Source organism: Sphingomonas sp. 10B4 (assembly GCF_035019905.1).
GTDB classification, from domain to species: domain Bacteria; phylum Pseudomonadota; class Alphaproteobacteria; order Sphingomonadales; family Sphingomonadaceae; genus Sphingomonas; species Sphingomonas glacialis.
Map to the genome: position 1 here is coordinate 12,624 of NZ_JASJVC010000018.1, position 16,955 is coordinate 29,578.

At 62.5% G+C, this 16,955-nt stretch carries 16 protein-coding genes, 1 tRNA gene and 1 pseudogene; 12 read left to right on the plus strand and 6 right to left on the minus strand.

Annotated elements, in window-relative coordinates; all coding sequences use genetic code 11:
* Positions 1–86 precede the first annotated feature (86 nt).
* On the plus strand, positions 87–1,673 hold the full coding sequence (locus QN347_RS07660; RefSeq protein WP_322162280.1) for a class II 3-deoxy-7-phosphoheptulonate synthase: 1,587 nt from the start codon (positions 87–89) through the stop codon (positions 1,671–1,673).
* A 21-nt stretch (positions 1,674–1,694) separates the two neighbouring features.
* Here QN347_RS07660 and QN347_RS07665 read toward each other — a convergent pair whose 3' ends face one another.
* Positions 1,695–1,841, minus strand: coding sequence for a lmo0937 family membrane protein (locus tag QN347_RS07665; protein ID WP_010407531.1), 147 nt, complete (start codon positions 1,839–1,841; stop codon positions 1,695–1,697).
* A gap of 159 nt (positions 1,842–2,000) precedes the next feature.
* Here QN347_RS07665 and QN347_RS07670 point away from each other — a divergent pair.
* The 8 genes from QN347_RS07670 (at position 2,001) to QN347_RS07705 (ending at position 9,574) form a co-directional block, all read left to right on the plus strand.
* Positions 2,001–2,075, plus strand: a tRNA-Glu gene (locus tag QN347_RS07670).
* Between the two features lie 79 nt (positions 2,076–2,154).
* On the plus strand, positions 2,155–3,987 hold the full coding sequence (locus QN347_RS07675; RefSeq protein WP_322162278.1) for a site-specific integrase: 1,833 nt from the start codon (positions 2,155–2,157) through the stop codon (positions 3,985–3,987).
* A gap of 46 nt (positions 3,988–4,033) precedes the next feature.
* Positions 4,034–4,483, plus strand: a complete 450-nt coding sequence (locus QN347_RS07680; protein ID WP_322162276.1) for a hypothetical protein — start codon at positions 4,034–4,036, stop codon at positions 4,481–4,483.
* Between the two features lie 55 nt (positions 4,484–4,538).
* Positions 4,539–5,225 carry a hypothetical protein gene (locus tag QN347_RS07685; protein ID WP_322162275.1) on the plus strand — a complete coding sequence of 229 codons (687 nt, stop codon included), beginning with the start codon at positions 4,539–4,541 and terminating at the stop codon, positions 5,223–5,225.
* A 125-nt stretch (positions 5,226–5,350) separates the two neighbouring features.
* Entirely contained in the window at positions 5,351–6,061 is a 711-nt protein-coding gene (locus tag QN347_RS07690; protein WP_323494006.1) for a vWA domain-containing protein, read from the plus strand.
* A gap of 5 nt (positions 6,062–6,066) precedes the next feature.
* Positions 6,067–6,822 carry a PP2C family serine/threonine-protein phosphatase gene (locus QN347_RS07695; protein WP_322162272.1) on the plus strand — a complete coding sequence of 252 codons (756 nt, stop codon included), beginning with the start codon at positions 6,067–6,069 and terminating at the stop codon, positions 6,820–6,822.
* Positions 6,819–8,882, plus strand: a complete 2,064-nt coding sequence (locus tag QN347_RS07700; RefSeq protein WP_322162270.1) for a hypothetical protein — start codon at positions 6,819–6,821, stop codon at positions 8,880–8,882. The genes QN347_RS07695 and QN347_RS07700 overlap by 4 nt, the downstream gene beginning before the upstream one ends.
* 338 nt (positions 8,883–9,220) lie before the next feature.
* Positions 9,221–9,574 (plus strand): hypothetical protein, encoded by a 354-nt coding sequence (locus QN347_RS07705; protein WP_322162269.1) that lies wholly within the window; start codon positions 9,221–9,223, stop codon positions 9,572–9,574.
* Positions 9,575–9,603: 29 nt separating this feature from the next.
* Here the strand turns inward: QN347_RS07705 and QN347_RS07710 are convergent, their stop codons facing one another.
* On the minus strand, positions 9,604–9,906 hold the full coding sequence (locus tag QN347_RS07710; RefSeq protein WP_322162267.1) for a hypothetical protein: 303 nt from the start codon (positions 9,904–9,906) through the stop codon (positions 9,604–9,606).
* Between the two features lie 389 nt (positions 9,907–10,295).
* Between QN347_RS07710 and QN347_RS07715 the strand changes: the two genes are divergently transcribed.
* The 3 genes from QN347_RS07715 to QN347_RS07725 all read left to right on the plus strand — a co-directional run bounded on the left by QN347_RS07715 (position 10,296) and on the right by QN347_RS07725 (position 12,981).
* Positions 10,296–10,829 (plus strand): hypothetical protein, encoded by a 534-nt coding sequence (locus tag QN347_RS07715; RefSeq protein ID WP_322162263.1) that lies wholly within the window; start codon positions 10,296–10,298, stop codon positions 10,827–10,829.
* A gap of 153 nt (positions 10,830–10,982) precedes the next feature.
* On the plus strand, positions 10,983–11,351 hold the full coding sequence (locus QN347_RS07720) for an ATP-grasp fold amidoligase family protein (RefSeq protein WP_322164173.1): 369 nt from the start codon (positions 10,983–10,985) through the stop codon (positions 11,349–11,351).
* Positions 11,352–11,445: 94 nt separating this feature from the next.
* Positions 11,446–12,981, plus strand: coding sequence for a L,D-transpeptidase family protein (locus QN347_RS07725; RefSeq protein WP_322162262.1), 1,536 nt, complete (start codon positions 11,446–11,448; stop codon positions 12,979–12,981).
* A 375-nt stretch (positions 12,982–13,356) separates the two neighbouring features.
* Here the strand turns inward: QN347_RS07725 and QN347_RS07730 are convergent, their stop codons facing one another.
* From QN347_RS07730 to QN347_RS07745, 4 genes and pseudogenes are all read right to left on the minus strand, one after another.
* Positions 13,357–13,884, minus strand: coding sequence for a hypothetical protein (locus tag QN347_RS07730; RefSeq protein ID WP_322162261.1), 528 nt, complete (start codon positions 13,882–13,884; stop codon positions 13,357–13,359).
* A gap of 514 nt (positions 13,885–14,398) precedes the next feature.
* A complete protein-coding gene (locus tag QN347_RS07735; protein WP_322162257.1) occupies positions 14,399–14,812 on the minus strand; it encodes a helix-turn-helix domain-containing protein in 414 nt (137 codons plus the stop codon).
* Positions 14,813–14,878: 66 nt separating this feature from the next.
* The gene (locus tag QN347_RS07740; protein WP_322164172.1) at positions 14,879–16,039 is read right to left on the minus strand and encodes a glycoside hydrolase family 97 catalytic domain-containing protein; all 1,161 of its coding nucleotides are present in this window, start codon (positions 16,037–16,039) and stop codon (positions 14,879–14,881) included.
* Positions 16,028–16,930 (minus strand): annotated as a pseudogene (locus tag QN347_RS07745) (glycoside hydrolase family 97 N-terminal domain-containing protein); the annotation flags it as partial. The pseudogene QN347_RS07745 and the gene QN347_RS07740, both read right to left, overlap by 12 nt.
* Between the last annotated feature and the right edge of the window lie 25 nt (positions 16,931–16,955).

Consider the following 16,955-nt stretch of genomic DNA (forward strand, 5'->3'; position numbering starts at 1 on the left):
GGCAAGATCCGCCATGCGCCCGCCGATTTACCCCGTCAGGGAAAATCACGCTTGCCTGCTTTACCCCGACTGGGTAACACCGACCCATGACGACGATGGCCGGCCTCAAGATCAAACGCTTCCGCGAGGAACGCAGCCTTACCCGCGCCGCGTTCGGGGCGTGGTACGGCGCGCCGGGCTCGACCGTCCAGGGATGGGAAGAGGATGGCAAGCGCGCCAGCGGCCCGGTCGTCAATCAGATCGCCGCCAACGCCATCGCCACGCACGCCGACTGGTACGTACAAATTCGCACGGAGAATGACATGAGCAGCTGGGCCCCCGATAGCTGGACGCGCGCCGACGCTCGGCAGATGCCGACCTATCCCGACGCCGCCGCGCTCGATGCCGCGACCGACCAGCTCGCCTCCTTCCCGCCGCTCGTCTTCGCCGGCGAAGCGCGCAACCTGACCGCCGATCTCGGCCGCGTCGCGGAAGGGAAAGCGTTCCTGCTGCAGGGCGGCGACTGCGCCGAATCGTTCGCCGAGCACAGCGCCAACAACATCCGCGACACCTTCCGCGTCATCCTGCAGATGGCGGTCGTGCTCACCTTCGCGTCGAAGCTGCCGACGGTGAAGCTCGGTCGCATGGCCGGCCAGTTCGCCAAGCCGCGCTCGGCCGATACCGAGACGATCGGCGACGTGACGCTTCCGTCGTATCGCGGCGACATCGTCAACGACATCGCCTTCACCCCCGAAGGCCGGCAGAACGACCCGCAGCGGATGATCCGCGCTTACTCGCAGTCGGCGGCGACGCTCAACCTGCTCCGCGCCTTCGCGACGGGCGGCTATGCCAACCTCCACCAGGTCCATCGCTGGACGCACGATTATATGGGTCGCAGCCCATGGGCCGAAAAATACAGCCACGTCGCCGACCGGATCGGCGAGGCGCTCGACTTCATGGAAGCGTGCGGGATCAGCCCCGAGACGGTGCCGCAACTCGCGCAGACGCAATTCTACACCAGCCACGAGGCGCTGCTGCTGCGCTACGAGCAGGCGCTGACGCGGCAGGATTCGCTGACCGGCGACTGGTACGACACCTCGGCGCACTTCCTGTGGATCGGCGATCGCACGCGCTTCGAGGGCAGCGCGCATGTCGAATATCTGCGCGGTATCGGCAATCCGATCGGGATGAAATGTGGGCCAAGCCTCGAGCCCGACGCGCTGCTACGGCTGCTCGACACGCTCAACCCCAACCGCGTCCCCGGCCGCATGACGCTGATCACGCGCTACGGTCACGACAAGATCGAGGCGGGGCTCCCCAAGCTGGTGCGCGCTGTGTTGCGCGAGGGGCATCCGGTGGTGTGGAGCTGCGACCCGATGCACGGCAACACCGTCAAGGCCGCGACGGGTTACAAGACGCGGCCGTTCGACCGGATCCTCGCCGAGGTGCGCGGCTTCTTCGCGGTACACCGCGCCGAAGGCTCGATCGCGGGCGGCATCCATGCCGAGATGACGGGGCAGAATGTGACGGAGTGCACCGGCGGTGCGGTCGACGTCACCGAGCAGTCCTTGGCGGACCGCTATCATACGCATTGCGACCCACGGCTGAATGCCGGTCAGTCGCTCGAGCTCGCGTTCCTGCTGGCCGAAATGCTCAACGAGGAAATGGCCGAACGGCGGCGCGCGGCGGCCTGAGCCGCCCCGCGCCACCCGGGGTCAAAGCGCGCTGCGGCCCTGCAGCAGGCGGACGACGACGACGATCAGAGCGATGACGAGCAGCAGATGGATCAAGCCACCGCCGATATGCACGGCAAACCCGAGTGCCCAGAGAACGAGCAGAACGACGACGATAGTCCAAAGCATCGGAGAACCCCTTTATTTGCAGCCGGAAATTCAAACCGCATCTGAAACGAAAACGTCCATCCGCGCGGCAAGTTCCGCTTCATCGGTGAATTGCCCCGGCTCGACCGCACCGTCTTGACGCCGCGTGCGCCGATGCGTATTGCGCCGTCTCGCGCAAGCGGCCCCTTCGTCTAGCGGTTAGGACGACGCCCTCTCACGGCGTAAGCACGAGTTCGATTCTCGTAGGGGTCACCATTTCCGGTTAAAGGCTGGAAATAGCCGGATTTACGTGCTCTTTACCCGTTGTGTGTACAGAACATGGGTACAGAAACACGTGAAGAAGACCAGCATGGCGTCGCCATTTGCAGACCCTCGGACGGGGCAGCTTTATTTCCGGCGCGCGGTTCCAGACGCGCTGCGGACGGCCTTCGACGGCAAGGCTCAGGTTAAGGTCACCCTCGGCACGAAGGACCCGGTTGCGGCCAAGGCGGCATTCGCGCGGGAGAACGCGAAGTTCGAGGAGCAGCTCGTCGATGCCCGCCGGCGCATGGCGGAGGGCACCTTACTGCCCACGCCTGCAGCACTCGTGCGGCGCTGGTGCGAAGGGACAGCCGTTGACGGCGGGCTGACCGGCCCGCAGCGTTTGATCATGACCTTCATGGAACTCGATGCCGCCGTCGGCGGTCGTTACACCGCCAGCGCGAGCGATATTTATCCACCGGCCATGCTCGGGCCCGCCGCGAATACGAACTGGGCAGCACTTCTCACGGACAAGGCGCGTTTTGATGCAGTGCTGTCCGAAGGGTATGGCGGCGACGCCGAGCAGGCCGGTACGAACTGGATCCGCGCCCGCTGGTACACCCCGGAGGAGCAATGGGTGCGCGGTCTCGCGGGCCCGGTCGCCCGGCTCCGCGCGTTCGACGACAGCGCTGCCCGCTTTGCCGACGACGACCTCGCCAAAGCACTGCTCGCAATCGTCGATGAGAAGCGCACAGGTGATGAAGAGGTCAATCGCGCGCGGCTCGCCCGCCATCGGCCGCGTACGCAGCAACCCAGGCTGCGTCCTCATATGCGGCTGAAGCAGCTGTACACCGAGTGGAAGGCCGGCAATAAACCCCGCCCGCAGAGTGCGCTTGAATACGAGGCAGCCGTCGATGATTTCATCGACTTCGCAGGCGATGTCGCGGTTTCCACGATCGATGCCGATATCCTGTATGATTATCGCGACGAGGCGGCGAAATTGCCCGCGACCATGCCGCGCGTTGATCGCGCCCTGCCCTTCCGCGCCCGTGTCGCGAAGCATGCGAACGCCGACCCGAAGATCGCAGCACCGACGCTCAAAAAGCGCATCGGCGCGCTCCAGGCGCTGCTGACCTATGCGTTTCAACAGCGGTGGACAGCGGCCAATGCTGGCACTGGCATCTTGATCGTCGGCTACAGCAAGAAGCGCCGCACGCGGCGCAGTTTCGAAGACCACGAACTCGCCAAGCTTTGCGAATGCCCACTGTTCGTCGATCCGCAAGGGTGGAGTTCGTCATCAAAGATCGGCGACGCGACGATTTTCTGGATATTCCTCCTGGCGATCACCACCGGCGCGCGACTGGAGGAAGTAGGCCAGGTCGCGTTGGCCGACGTGAAGCGCGACGGCGAGATCGTCTATCTCGACATCGATGAGTATGCAGCCGACGAAGAAGCGCCCGACAAGAGCGTCAAAACCGACGACTCGGTCCGGCTCGTGCCCGTCCACGCCAAGCTGATCGAACTCGGATTTTTGAACTATTACGATGCGCTGATTGCATCGGGCGAAACGCAGCTGTTTCCCGATCTAAAAGAGAATAGCGTTGGCAAGCGTACCAAGGAAGCCTCGCAGCGAATGAACCGGATCATCGACCGTCACGTCTCCGTGGACCGGCGGCTGGTATTTCATTCGCTTCGGCATGCTTTCAAGGCCAAGGGCAATGACGCCGGGATCACCGACAAGACGCTCGATCAGATTTGCGGGCATGCGCCGGTGAGCACGGGCAGCCGGTACGGCGCGGAACCTCGTGTGCGCACAATCCATCGTGAGTTGCACCTGATCGACTTCTCTTGCATCGACTGGGATCGTGTAGCCGAGGGTGTAAGCAAGATCAGCTGGGCTACCAACTTGCGAAATAATAAGGCTTGATGCCTATGCCGGCAGATCGTCATTCAATTGGCTCGGAGACGTCGCGATGAAGCGATACCTCTCCAGCCCCGCGCTGGAACTTTTCAACCGAACAGGTCTGTCGCCCACGAGTGTCGACGCCGCCCTTGAGGACCTGGTGTGGGGCAAAGGCAGCGCCATCCTTCGCAGCCACCATCCGCTGGTGCAACGCATTCGGCAGGTGACCGCCTTAAATGTCGTTCAGATATCGCGTCGCTCGCACTACGTGCTGCTTCAGATCGAACAGCAAAAGGACGGTGCGCCATCGTGGCAGTACCGCGAGATTACGCCACTAAACTGCAATTTCTCGTGCCGCGGGCAATTGCCCACAACCATCGAGGTCGCGCTGAACGGCGAACTGCTCGACAAACTCGTGAAGCCCGCGATCGCGATGGGAGGCACGGTTATCAAACACGTCGGCCCGACCGGCGACGGTTGGCTGACCGTCGACGTGACGCCGCCGTGGCACCTGTTTTAGCAGGGCGCCGGAGACCGAGGTTACGCAAGCAACCGCTAGGATGTAGCAATCGAGAATGACTGATTCGGACATCCAGCGCGTGCCGTCGGCACAACTCGAAGATCTCGCCTTCATCGTCCTGTCCGCCCGTACCGACGGGGAAGGGTTTAGCCCCTACCCGGACATTGGTGATGACATGCGCACACGGCTCAGGTCTCGGATCAAGCAGCTGTCTCGTTACGATTGGCCGTCCTCCCTGCGTGACGACCCGGCATTCCGGCGCGGTCTTACGCTGCGCCAATGCCTGCGGCTGACCGTCGCACTCTTGCTACTCGATGCGCACCTGCCGCCGAGCTTGGCGGTCATGCTGGCGCAGAACAATGAGTTGGGTGTTCTGCGAGCGGTCAGCGCGGCGTTGTCTCCTAAACCGGAAGCTCGCATGACCGCGGACGACGCCGTCGCCGTGATCTTCGCGACCGAGATACAGGACACGCTGGAATTTCTCAATCGTTTCGAGGTGCAAGAAGAGCGTATCCGCTTCGTGCGCCGAGCTGACGTTGCGCAAATTTGGTCAGGAGATTGCGCAGGATCTGGTGCAAGAATTATCGTCGATGCCGTAACGGCAACCGCGGCGCTCTGGCGTTGGCTGAGCGAGCGGCGACTGATGAGCGATGCCGCAAGGGTAGAACTAATGGTAGAAATCGAGGTCGCTTCCGCCAGGCCTGAGTTCGAGCGGGTGACCGATCGAAAGCTCCGACGATAGGAACAAAGAAAGTACGGGTGTCTTACGCGTCTGTGCACTAGCTATTGTCAAACAAGGTGTTATATTCCCACTCGAGGCTACTCGCTGCCGTAGCGGAGAGGAGCCTTGGTATGGAAGGTAACGATATGACCGACGACTATGCACAGGTGCCGTTCGGCGACGATGTCGCCCCGGGCGGGTTCGATCTGATTGAGTTTGCCGACAACCCCGAGCCGCGCTGCGCCTGCGTACTGCTGCTCGATGTCTCGGGTTCGATGAACGGCGTTTCGCTCATCGCGCTCAACGCGGGGCTGCAGCAATTCGCGAAGGATGTTCGCGCGGACAGTCTCGCAGCAAGGCGCGTCGATCTGGCGGCCGTGACTTTTGGCGATTCGGTGAACGTGGTCGCCGAGTTCGGGTCGGCGCAGCACTTCTATCCTCAGCCGCTCACGGCAAAGGGTAGCACTCCGATGGGCGAGGCGATCAACGTCTCGCTCGACCTCATGGCAAACCGGCAGCAACAGTATCGAAGCGCCGGGATCACACCGTACCGCGGGGTGATCTTCCTCGTCACGGACGGCAAGCCCACGGATAGTTGGGAGCGCGCCGCGCGCCGGATCGAGGAGGGCGAACGCCGCAAGAGCTTTTCGTTCTTCGCCGTTGGGGTGGACGATGCCGATATCGACACGCTGGCCAAGATCTCGGTTAGCGCGCCGGTGATGCTGCGCGAAACCGATTTCGCGGCCATGTTCCGCTGGTTGTCGAGTTCGCTGTCCGCCGTTTCGCGTTCGAGCACAGGGCAGACCGTCAACCTGACCAACCCGGCCGGCCCCGCGGGCTGGGCATCGATCGTCTGAGCCAAGTGACCGACTGGACCTGGATCGCCGCCTCGCGGCGCGGCACCGCGCACGCGCAGGCAGGCGAACGCCGTCAGGACGCTTGTCGCGTCATGACGGCGGAGCCTGGATTCTTAATTGCGGTAGCCTGCGACGGAGCCGGCAGCGCGGTGTTCGGCGGGTACGGCGCGGCGATCGCGGCACGCGTCCTGACGAACCGTGCGGCGGACTGGCTTTCCAGCACGGGTGCGATTCCTGCTCCGGCAGCAATCGACCTGTGGGTCGCCGAAGTCCGACTGATGATCTTATTTTCCGCTGACCGAATCGACTGCTCGGCAGGCGACTTCGCGGCGACGCTCGTGATGGCGATCAGCGACGGATTCAACACTATCACCGCACATATCGGCGACGGCGCCATCATCGCGCGGCAGCCGGGATCGCTAGATCTGGTCGAGCTTAGCTGGCCCGAGAGCGGCGAACACGCATCGACGACCTACTTCATCACAGACCTTAATCTCCGCCTACGCATCGGTGTGTTGAAGGACTATCGGCTCGATCGCATCGCGCTGCTGACCGATGGAATCGAGCGGCTGGCGCTCGATTTTGTTAGGCGTGTCGCCCATCGTCCATTCTTCGATGGTTTATTCAAGACGGTCACTTCCGGCTGCAGCGCCGGCGCCAACCGCCCGCTGTCGCGCCAACTGGCCGCGTTCCTGGATTCTGACGGCGTGAACACCCGCACCGACGACGACAAGACGCTGATCCTCGCGGCGCTGGGATGACCACGCCGACCTTGCTGTGCGGCGGCGCGCGCCTTCCCCTCGGCGATCGCATCGGTCGCGGTGGCGAGGGCGAAGTCAATGCGGTCGCCGATGGCTCGGGCCGGGCAGTCAAGATCTACTTGAACCCCGACGCCGCGCGCGAGGCCAAGGTCCGCGCAATCGTCGCTGGCGGTCTAGGTGCTGTCTGTCCGGACGTAACGTTCCCGCTTGAGATCGTACGCACACCCGATGGCCGCTTCGCCGGGTTCACGATGCGGCAGGTGACCGGGCACAAGCCGATTCACGAGCTCATTGCCACTTCCGCCCGCCGCCAGCATTTCCCAAAGGCCAATTTCCGGTTCCTGGCGCATGTCGCGCTCAACGTCGCGCGCATCGTAGCAAATGTGCATGCCGCCGGCGTCGTGATCGGCGACGTCAACGCCTCTGGGTTCCTTGTGTCGCAGAACGGTACTGTCACGTTGATCGACGCCGACAGTCTTCAGATCGGATCCCATCGCTGCCGGGTCGGCATGGTTGAATACACCCCACCCGAGTTGCAGGGCGTGCCCTTCGGCACTATTAATCGCACTCCCGACCATGACGCGTTCGGGCTCGCCGTTATGCTGTTTCAAATCCTTGCGCTCGGTCGTCACCCTTTCGCCGGGGTCGTGCGCGGGCGGTCGAACCAGCTCGATCAGGCGATTGTCGAGGGGCGGTTTGCCTATTCACTGCTCAGAACGGTCAGCGCTACCCCGCCTCCAGGCGCGCTTCGTTTGGAAGAATTGCCAAGAGCTATCCGACTGCTGTTCGAGCGCGCCTTCGCTCAGCGTCTTGGTCCAAGACCAACTGCCGCCGAGTGGGTTCCCGCCCTTCGCGCGCTTGCCTCAAATTTAACGCAGTGCCCCCGGATCTCCAATCATTACGTGGCGACGCCTTCCATACCGTGCCCGTGGTGCCGCATCGAGCGCGCGACCCGCCAACCGATCTTTCCGGGCGGCGTTGCCAATCCTGCCAGCGCTGCTTTGCCATCGCGACTGCGCGAAGAGGCCATAAGCTCCATGAGGTCGGCAAAGTCGCATGCGCACGATACCGTAACGCCAATGTGGTCGAGGTCACAGACCCGCCCAAGCAAAGCCGCCAGAAAGGTGCTCGACAGCGAAAGCCATACGACCCTGCCTGCCAGCATCCGAGCGCTGGAGCTTTCTTTGGGTGACGGGCGTAAGTTCATCGACCGCTACTTTGCGTTCGACTTGGCGGCGACTCGTGCGGTGGAGGGCTGGCGGTCGCGGCTCGGCATCTGGGATATCGCGAAGCTCGCTGACGAACTGCGCGGCCATGTCGATCAACTCGATCGCATGCACATATCCAGATCGTCGATGGTAGCCCAGGCTACCGCGCGCATCGCCAGCACGGAGATCAAGGACTATATGACGCGCGAGCGGATCGAAAGCGCGCAGATCGTCGGGATTGGCCCTGCTTTGCGAGCAAACCTCGCCCGCAACGGCATTACGACCGCGGCGGACGTCACTCGCCCCGCCCTCACCGCCATTTGCAACATCGGTGAAAGCCGGGTCGTATCTTTGCTATTTTGGCGCGAGGCTGTCGCGGTCAAGGCCGAAGATGCGGCACGAACGGCTCCGCCAGCGAGCGGTACGACTGCTGCCGAAGCTTTGGTGGATCAGCATATTCGACAACTGGAGCACGACGTTCGAACCCGTATCGCCGATCTCGAAGCCCGGGTCGCGCGCGTCAGGAAGTCCGTGTGGCTGATTGATTGCGCTGTGGAAGAAGCCTTGGTCGCGCTCGACCAGGCGTCGTCGGACCTGACGCATCTCGGGCTTGCTGAGTTTGCGCGGCGCAGCGTGAAGCTCGGCCCCACACCTTCCCCGCCGCCTCCCACAAAGCCCAGACGCAAGTCCGGTAAAAAGCCTACCGCTAAGGGCTGTACGCGTTGCGGCGCACCGATGGTCAAGCGCTGGGGTCTGCCGAACAACGTTAAAGCCAGTGTGTTTTTCGGCTGCAGCAATTACCCAAGATGCGCCGACACGCAATCCGTCCGCGGAAAGTCCGGTGCGCCATGAAGCGGCAGCAAGACCCCGATGCGCAAGGTCCGGATGGGCCATTACCTGCCGACGCCTGCCAAATGCGAACTGCTCGGGCTATGGCACGGCGCACAATCGTCGCTGCTGAAGCGCGCTATATTGCGTGCGCAACCGCAGCGTTACGGCAGGAGATCGGCGCCACCGTCAGGTCGGCATCACCCATCCTAATCGCACTGCTTTCGTTCGAAGGCTTGCTCCTAGACGACGTGGTCGAGACGATCGAACCGGCCTATGGCTGGCCGCGGCGTCCTCGGATATCTCCGCGGGAAATTGCGTGGTCGGCGGGCAAGCACGCGTGTCGGTATCTTGCAGCAACTATGCAACCCTATCTGGATCCAGGCAAACTCACGACGCATGGAACAAGCGTCGATCTTTGGGGCTACACGTCAGCCAAAGTGCGCGTCGACGTACATTCGATCGAGGTTCGCGTTCGTCTCAAAACGGTGACCTTCGACACTTGTTTCGGACTGCTGCGGATCGAACTCGGGAGGCATCTGCCAGAAACGCTCGCCATCGCCTGCGTCGGCCGACTGGTTATAGAGGTGGTTGATCACCTGTCCCTGCGCGGTTCGGGATGGCGCATAGCCGCCGTCGAGGCAACAAGCATTGGCTCAGTGCTGGTCGTGGTAACCGGGTCGGCTGCATACCGTTTGCAATGGGCCAGGGGATGAGAACCAAAACCGCATCACTGCATGCCCGCTCATCGCGCCAGCCCGCTCCACCGATCCACCCAAACGGCGGTAGATGGAAACAGGCTTCGCAGCTCGGTTTGATCGAGCGCGAGACGCAAGCTCTTGCGCATCAGGCGGCGCTCGGCACGACTGGGCTTGCGATCGTAGTTCAGGTCGCTGCGAATGCTGCTATCGGCAAGCAGCAGGAGTGCTATCCGGCGGGACCGGCAAACCAGGGTCGCAGCGATAAGAATCGCCAGGAGCGCGACCAGCATGCGTGGCGCAATCAGGACAGCTGCAAATGCTGCCACATAAGTAATGTTCAAGATCATGGTCGTTCCTTTTCCTTAACCCATCCAGGTCACCCCCACCCGTTTTCTCAGAGGCCTTGGACGATCAAAGCACTTGCGTCGGTGCAAGGTGGCAAATCGCGACGATCGCTAACGCCCGTCTTTCCCGTATCCCGGAGCTAGAAAATGACAGCCACGAGTGATGACGATCTCGAACACGATACGCTCGGCAATGCGGCTGGGCGCAAGATCAAGGTGACGCGTACCGACGTAACGATGCACTGCGATACACTGCCGGAGACGCTTATCGAAAGCTTGCGCGGCCAGCCGGTCCACAGCAGGTCGGATATAGCTACGCTCAATTCGCCGACGTGCCGCCGAATCGAGTTTTCCCCGGCGGTTAGCGGGAACGGTTTTAGGAGATCATTCAAGTGACCGATGTTTGGAACAACGTGACCATCTACGGTCCCCGGGATGATATAGAACGGTTCAAGCGAGAGTGCCTAGAACCGGACGAACAGGTATACCGTGGCGGCCAGAGCGGCTGGGACGGCTGCGCGTGCACGATTTCCTTGCCACCCCCTGACGACGTCGAAGGTGCACCGCCTTCATCTAGCGGATATCTAGATTACGTCTGGAACTTTCAGCAATTTAAATCAGCATCCACCGTCCGATATTCGTTCAGCTTCGACAGCGACGGCGAATTCCCTGTGCAAACCTTCGAACAGCTCGCGGCGAGTTTCCCTCGTCTGGCGTTCGACTGCACCTGCATCGAGGCCTTGGACGAATTCATGGGGTACGGTTGGTTCAATGCTCCACCAGGCGGTGAGGGGTTCCGGCAGGACTTTAAGGTTCCGAAAGACTACTGGACGGGTGGCGGCGGTGAGAAGCGCAGCCTGAAGGCACAGGCAGCGCACGAGGCGCGCGTCGCTGGACTCGAGAAGGCCGCTATCGAATGTGGATAGGCGTCCAAAGGGGGGACCCCATCCCCCCGCGGTACAAACAATTGAAAGTGCAATAGAATAAGACTTTTGAGGGGGTCCCGATCGGCGCCGATCGGAACCCCCTATAACGCAGATCTATTTGCTATTACACTTATTTAGACAGGTTCGGGCAGGATCCCGCTTGGACGCTTATCCACAGACTATAAGCTCTACGTCTTCCATGGCCGGGTTGCGGCGGTGCAGGTGCATCTCGACCGGGAACATGGCCACCGCTGGATGCTGTTCGATCCGGCGTGGCGTCGACTGTCCTCTGCATCGGCCAATCCGGATCCGCCGCCGCCGGGCTCGCTCGCTCAGATGATCATCGGTGCTGAACGCCTGGCACATGGCTTCGATTTTGTGCGTGTCGATTTTTACGATATCGGCAGCATCCCGCGCTTTGGCGAGATGACCTTTTATCCCGGCTCGGGCCTCGACCGGTTCGATCCTCCCGATCTCGATGCATGGCTCGGTAAGCTGTGGCTGGCTGACGCTGCGCTATAAGCACCTAATACTAACCCCGCGCAGCCCCGTGCCGTGCCCGCCCCGAAATCGGTGTAGGACGGAGCGATCGAGCCTGTCACTCGTTGGTCCTGTAATGACTTATCGCAAAACGCGCCCGCTGCGGCGCATCACGTTGAGTGTCATGTTGCTGTCGGGATGCAACTACACCTCGGCAAGCTCTGCTCAGCCCCGCCATACCGATCTGCCCGCAGACACTAGCGCCACGCCGTCCCCCACTCTCACCGCAGACTTGGCGGCTTCACCGCAAGCAAGCGCCTCCTGGTCCGACGCGAATGCCGCCGAGCTCGATGAGGCGCTTGGCAATCGCGCCGTCGATGGACTGGATCATATCGATTTTGGGACTGCGCCCACGCTTGGCGAGTCTGCGGCAACGCGCGACGCGGCGCTGACGCGGATAGCGCTACGCTACGCCACCGCGCTTGCTTTGGGCGTTGCCGATCCCACAGTCCTGCACCCCATCTACACGATCCCCCGCCCTCATCCGGACCTCGCCGCCGCACTCTCGCGCGCACTCCGAAAGGGCGATTTGGCGCAGTGGTTTGCTACGCTCGCACCGCAGGATGACGAATATCGCGCGCTCTCCAAGGCCTATCTCGCCAATCGTGGGGAAGCGCAGACCGCGTCCGCTGCCGTGCTCCGCTCCGGCGACGCGATTCAGCCGGGAGATCATGACGATCGCATCCCGACGATCGCGGAACATCTCGCGCAAGGCGAATATCTCGGCGCTCAGTCATCAGCGGCGGCGCAATCCGCCGACGCCGGCCGCTATACGCCACCAATGGTCGATGCAGTGAAAGCGCTGCAGCGCGATTACGGCGTCGCCGATGACGGCGTGATCGGCGAGAAGACACTCGCGATCCTCAATCTGCGGCCAGGCGACCGCGCCCGCGCGCTTGCGGTGGCGATGGAGCGTCGGCGGTGGCTGTCGCGCACGCCGCCGGGCACGCGGGTCGATGTGAATGTGGCAGCCGCGCGACTCTATTATTATCGCGATGGCAAACTCGTGGACGAACGGCGCGTGATTGCCGGCCAGCCGGGCAAAGAAACCCCGCCGCTGCTTGCTCCGATCTACCGCCTGGTCGCCAACCCGACCTGGACAATTCCGAAATCGATCCAGAATGGCGAGATGGCGCATGTGGCACGCGCCTATTTACGGCGCCACAACATGGTACTGAGGAACGGTTGGATCGTCCAGAAACCTGGACCGAGCAATGCGTTGGGCGTCGTCAAGTTCGACATGAAGGATGATCAGGCGATCTATCTTCACGACACGTCGAACCGCTCGCTGTTCGCCCGTAGCCAGCGGCATCTGAGCCATGGCTGTGTGCGTGTCGAGAACGCGGCCGAATTCGCACAGCGCCTTGCCGATGACGAAGGTATTGGCGACCGGTGGCGCAAGGCGCAAGCGTCGGGCCGGCACCGGTTCGTGGCATTGCCGCACGCTATTCCGGTGCGCCTGCTCTACCACAATGTTTTCATCGATCCGCGCGGCGGCCTCGCGTTCCGCACCGATCCCTATGACTGGAATCCGGCAGTGGCTACCGCACTCGGCTTCGGCGATGGCGCGCACATGAGAGCCAAGGCCGACGCGATCGACGTCGGGCCATGACGGGGATGCTCCCCGCATCACTGCATGCGCTCGCCACTGCCTTGATCGCGCCGATGCGGCATCTTTCGCTCGGCATGGGTTTGGGATCCAGACTCTAGGTCGATATCGCGTCGATAGGAGGTTGGCAGGTCGGCATGCATGGGATGAGGCGCTACTTCAATTCGGATGGCACGCGCCACGACTTGGCGGGATCGCGCCGGTCGACAGCGTGGCATTCCGGTTGGCGATGGAAGTGGCGATGCTCGCCGGCTTCGTCACGCCTGCCCAGTCAAGTGACCGCTGATACGCATCGGCTGAGGAAAAGATTTTAGGGGCCCTGGATATGCCCAGTCAGCCCTAAGCACGCCGGGTATATTTGGGCGCGGACGGTCTGGTTTATGGTTTGACCGGCGCCGCCGTCGCAGCAGCAGCAGCGAGTTCGAGCGCACCTGCAGTCATGGCGATGGACGGCCCGTTCGCTCCCACTGCCAGTCCGTCCCGCGCAATCTTGATCATCTTGCCCGATGTCAGCTTAAGCGTTGGAAACTGAGCGTCGATCGTTTCGATCGTTCCGACCGGCGCACCCTGCGACCCGACCACCGCTGCGCCGGACACCAGTTTGGCCGCGGCATCGGCGAGGCTCCTGTCGATCGCGGTATCGAGCTGGACTTGGGTCATGCCAAGCAGCAACATGCCCTTGTCGGGCGTGAACGCGGTTTTGGCGATTTGCGCACTGTGCCGATCCGTCCTGACCATGACGGACTCGCCGTCGAAGGACGTGACTGTGCCGACCAGCCCGCCTGCTGGATCCTTCACCTGCATCCCCGCGACAATCGATGCGGGTTGCTGTGCCGCTACAATAGCGGGCGCGCCAAACACCAGTATCGCCGCTGCACACAGGCCGGATTTCGTGATCATAAGCATGGGAGCTTTCCTTCGACTAATGATTGGATCGTACGAAGCGTGCGATCTCGCTTCGGTTGAAGCTATCTGCCAACTAACCGTGCTTGAAGTGCGTGCGCCTAGCCGCTGGCTCGGATTGCGACAGTCGTAGAAGGGCGCTGTCCGATGAGGACGGGGAAACCCATCCAACGCCCGCGGCAAGCGCGCTGAACAGCAACAGCGTCTGCGCCAATTCGTTGGTCCGCAACCACGGAAAGGCAGCGGCCAAGACCAGCACGAACGCGAGTGTCGGGCCCCATTGCGGATGGTGGATTAGCCTGAAGGCGGTCCAGAACAGCCAAGCGATTACTCCAGCGCCCAGCAAGCCACCGGCCGTAGCAAGCGCGACAGTTAAAACCGTATGGAGGACGTACATGATTCACCTCTCCTGATGGGCCGGAGCGTGGATTACGATGAACGACTCGCTTCGCGTCCCAACATAAATATATGTCGGGTTGCGATATAATGCAAGCGTTTCGCGTATTAGAACTAACGCTCAAATGCGATCGAGGATGGCGGTCAGCGTTTCGCGGATGCGGATGACTTCGGCGCGATGGACCGTCGACATCTGCGTCAAGATCGCCGTCGCCGAAGACGTCAGCGCTAGTACCGAGCGACGCCGGTCCTGCTCGGAGCTTTGCTTGGAGAGCAGGTCGAGCGCGACAAGCCGATCAACGAGCTCGCTCGCGCTGTGCGGCTGGATGAACAATTGCTCGCCGAGATCGCCGATGCCCATCGTCTGCCCCGGCGCGGCTCGGATGGCCAGCAATGCCTGATGCTGTTGCGGGGTCAGCCCGAGCGCCTTCGCGGCCTGTTCGCTGAATTGGAGAAACTGGCGAAGCTCGTAGCGGAAGGCCGCAAGTGATTCATAATCCGCTTGCGAAAGCGTGGTGGTTGCAGCGCCGGTCATGCCAATGCGGTATCGAAGCCGGCGGAGTGGTGCAACGCTCAGGCGAGAGTCGCCGCGCTGACCGCGTCATCGTACCGGTCGAAACCGCAGCGCCGCACCGCCATTGGCATGGGCATCTAGAATCAAACTGCCCGACCGCGAGCGCACCGCTCCTTCGCGTCGGTCGATGGCGGTATAGCCCGTGCCGTCGGTCCAGCTATCGACGCGCCAGCGCCCCTCGCCCAGGAAGGAGAGCGGGATCGCCAGATGCCGCGGATGCTCATCGGTCAGCACGCCAACGAACCAGTCGCTCCCTTTGCGCCGCGCGACGATTATAGAGTTGCCGAAGGTGCCTCCCAAAGCGCGCGTCTCGTCCCACGCGGCGGGCACAAGCTTAAGGAAATCCGCGCCGGGGACCGGGCGGTGCGCGGCATCCTCATAGGCCGAAGGCGCATCGGCCAGCATCATGAACGGACTGGGATAGACCACGAACAGCGCGAGCTGCTGCGCCCGCGTCGTCATCACCATCGGTCCGATCGAGCGTTCCTGGAATTGTGCCGGCGGAACGTTGCGGAAGCCGCCCGGCGTATAGTCCATTGGCCCTACGATCGCGCGCGTGTAGGCGGTGCGAACATTGTAGCCGGACGTCACCTTGGTCGACCAGCGATTGTATTCGAGCCCCATCACCCCTTCTTGGGTCAGGAAATTGGGATAGGTGCGCGCCAGCCCGCGCGGAACCATCGCGGCGTGCAGATCGACCATCAGATGATGCTTGGCCGCTTCGCTGAGCAAGCGATGATAGAAAGCGACGATTTCCTGATCCTGGCGATAGATGAAATCGACCTTGATCCCGGCGATTCCGAGCCGTTCGTAGAGCGGCAGCGCTTGCGCCATTTGCTTGTCGAGCGTCAGCCAATTGACCCACAGCCAAACCTTCACGTGGCGCGCGCGGGCATAGCGCACCAGTTCGGGGATATGCACACCGACTGCGTTGCGCGTGATATTGGCATTGGGCAGGTTGACGCTTTCGCCCTGCGGTCGCCACGCCCACCCCTTGTCGATCATCATATAGGGAAGGCCGAAACGGCCGGCGAAATCGATATAGGCCTTGTAGGTCGTATCATTATGCCCGGCATGCGCCACGCTCGGCGCGACCGATCCCGACCACCAGTCCCACGCCGCCTTGCCCGGTCGGACCCAGTTTTTCGCGTCGGCGACGCGCGAAGGGCCGGCGAGATCATCGACCATGGTCGAGGCGATGAGATCTTCGGGCCGGTCGGCCAGCATCACCACTCGCCACGGCGTCACTACCGCATCCTGCGCAATCGTTACCGGCGGCGCTTTCGGCGTCGCCGGGTTGGGCGTCAGCCGCAGTCGGACACCCTTTTTGTCGCCGGTCCCCGCGAAGTAGGCGGCCGAGAAATTCTCGATCCCGCTTTCGGTCAGCGCCAGCGTTTCCCCGCCATGGCCGGTGCGGCATACCAAAGGCAGGTCATAAAGGCCGCTGTGCGCCAGCGCGCTCGCCTTGATCGGCGTATAGTCGCCTTCATGGCTGTTCTTCATCTCGTAATGCCGCACGGCGAGGCACGCCCGGTCCTGCGGGAACACAAATTGCGTGCGATCAGCTGCGACCGCGATCTGGTCGATGCCGGCCTGCCGCGGCACGACGATCCGCACCGCAGCGCCTTGGTCGCTCACCCGCGCTTCGAGGTCGAAGCGCCGCACCGGCGCTTGGCGGCTTTACACGTGCACCGTCATCGTCGTGAATTGCGAGACCACGGGCGTAGCCCGACCGGGCATCGCATAGCGCTCGTCACGCTTTCCATGATCGACCGCAGTGATCACCAGGTCGTCGAAGCGCACGGCGGTCCCACGCTCGGTCATGTCGAGCGCGAGCGTCGAGGGCGCGATTACGTCGCGGTCGTCGCGGCGAACGCGGAACAATGGGCCGCCGTCGTGGGCCAATCCGATTTCGAGCGAAATCCGCGCATTGGGTGAAAGGACAACGCGCGAGCTAACAATTAGCGGCTTCGTGCAACCGGCCAGTGGGACGGCAGTCAGGAGCGCACAACCCGCCCATAAACGGATCGCCAACACGTCCTCCTTAGTCAAATCTGTAGCGGCGCTACGCGAACACACGACGCTTGACGAGTGGGCACACGAT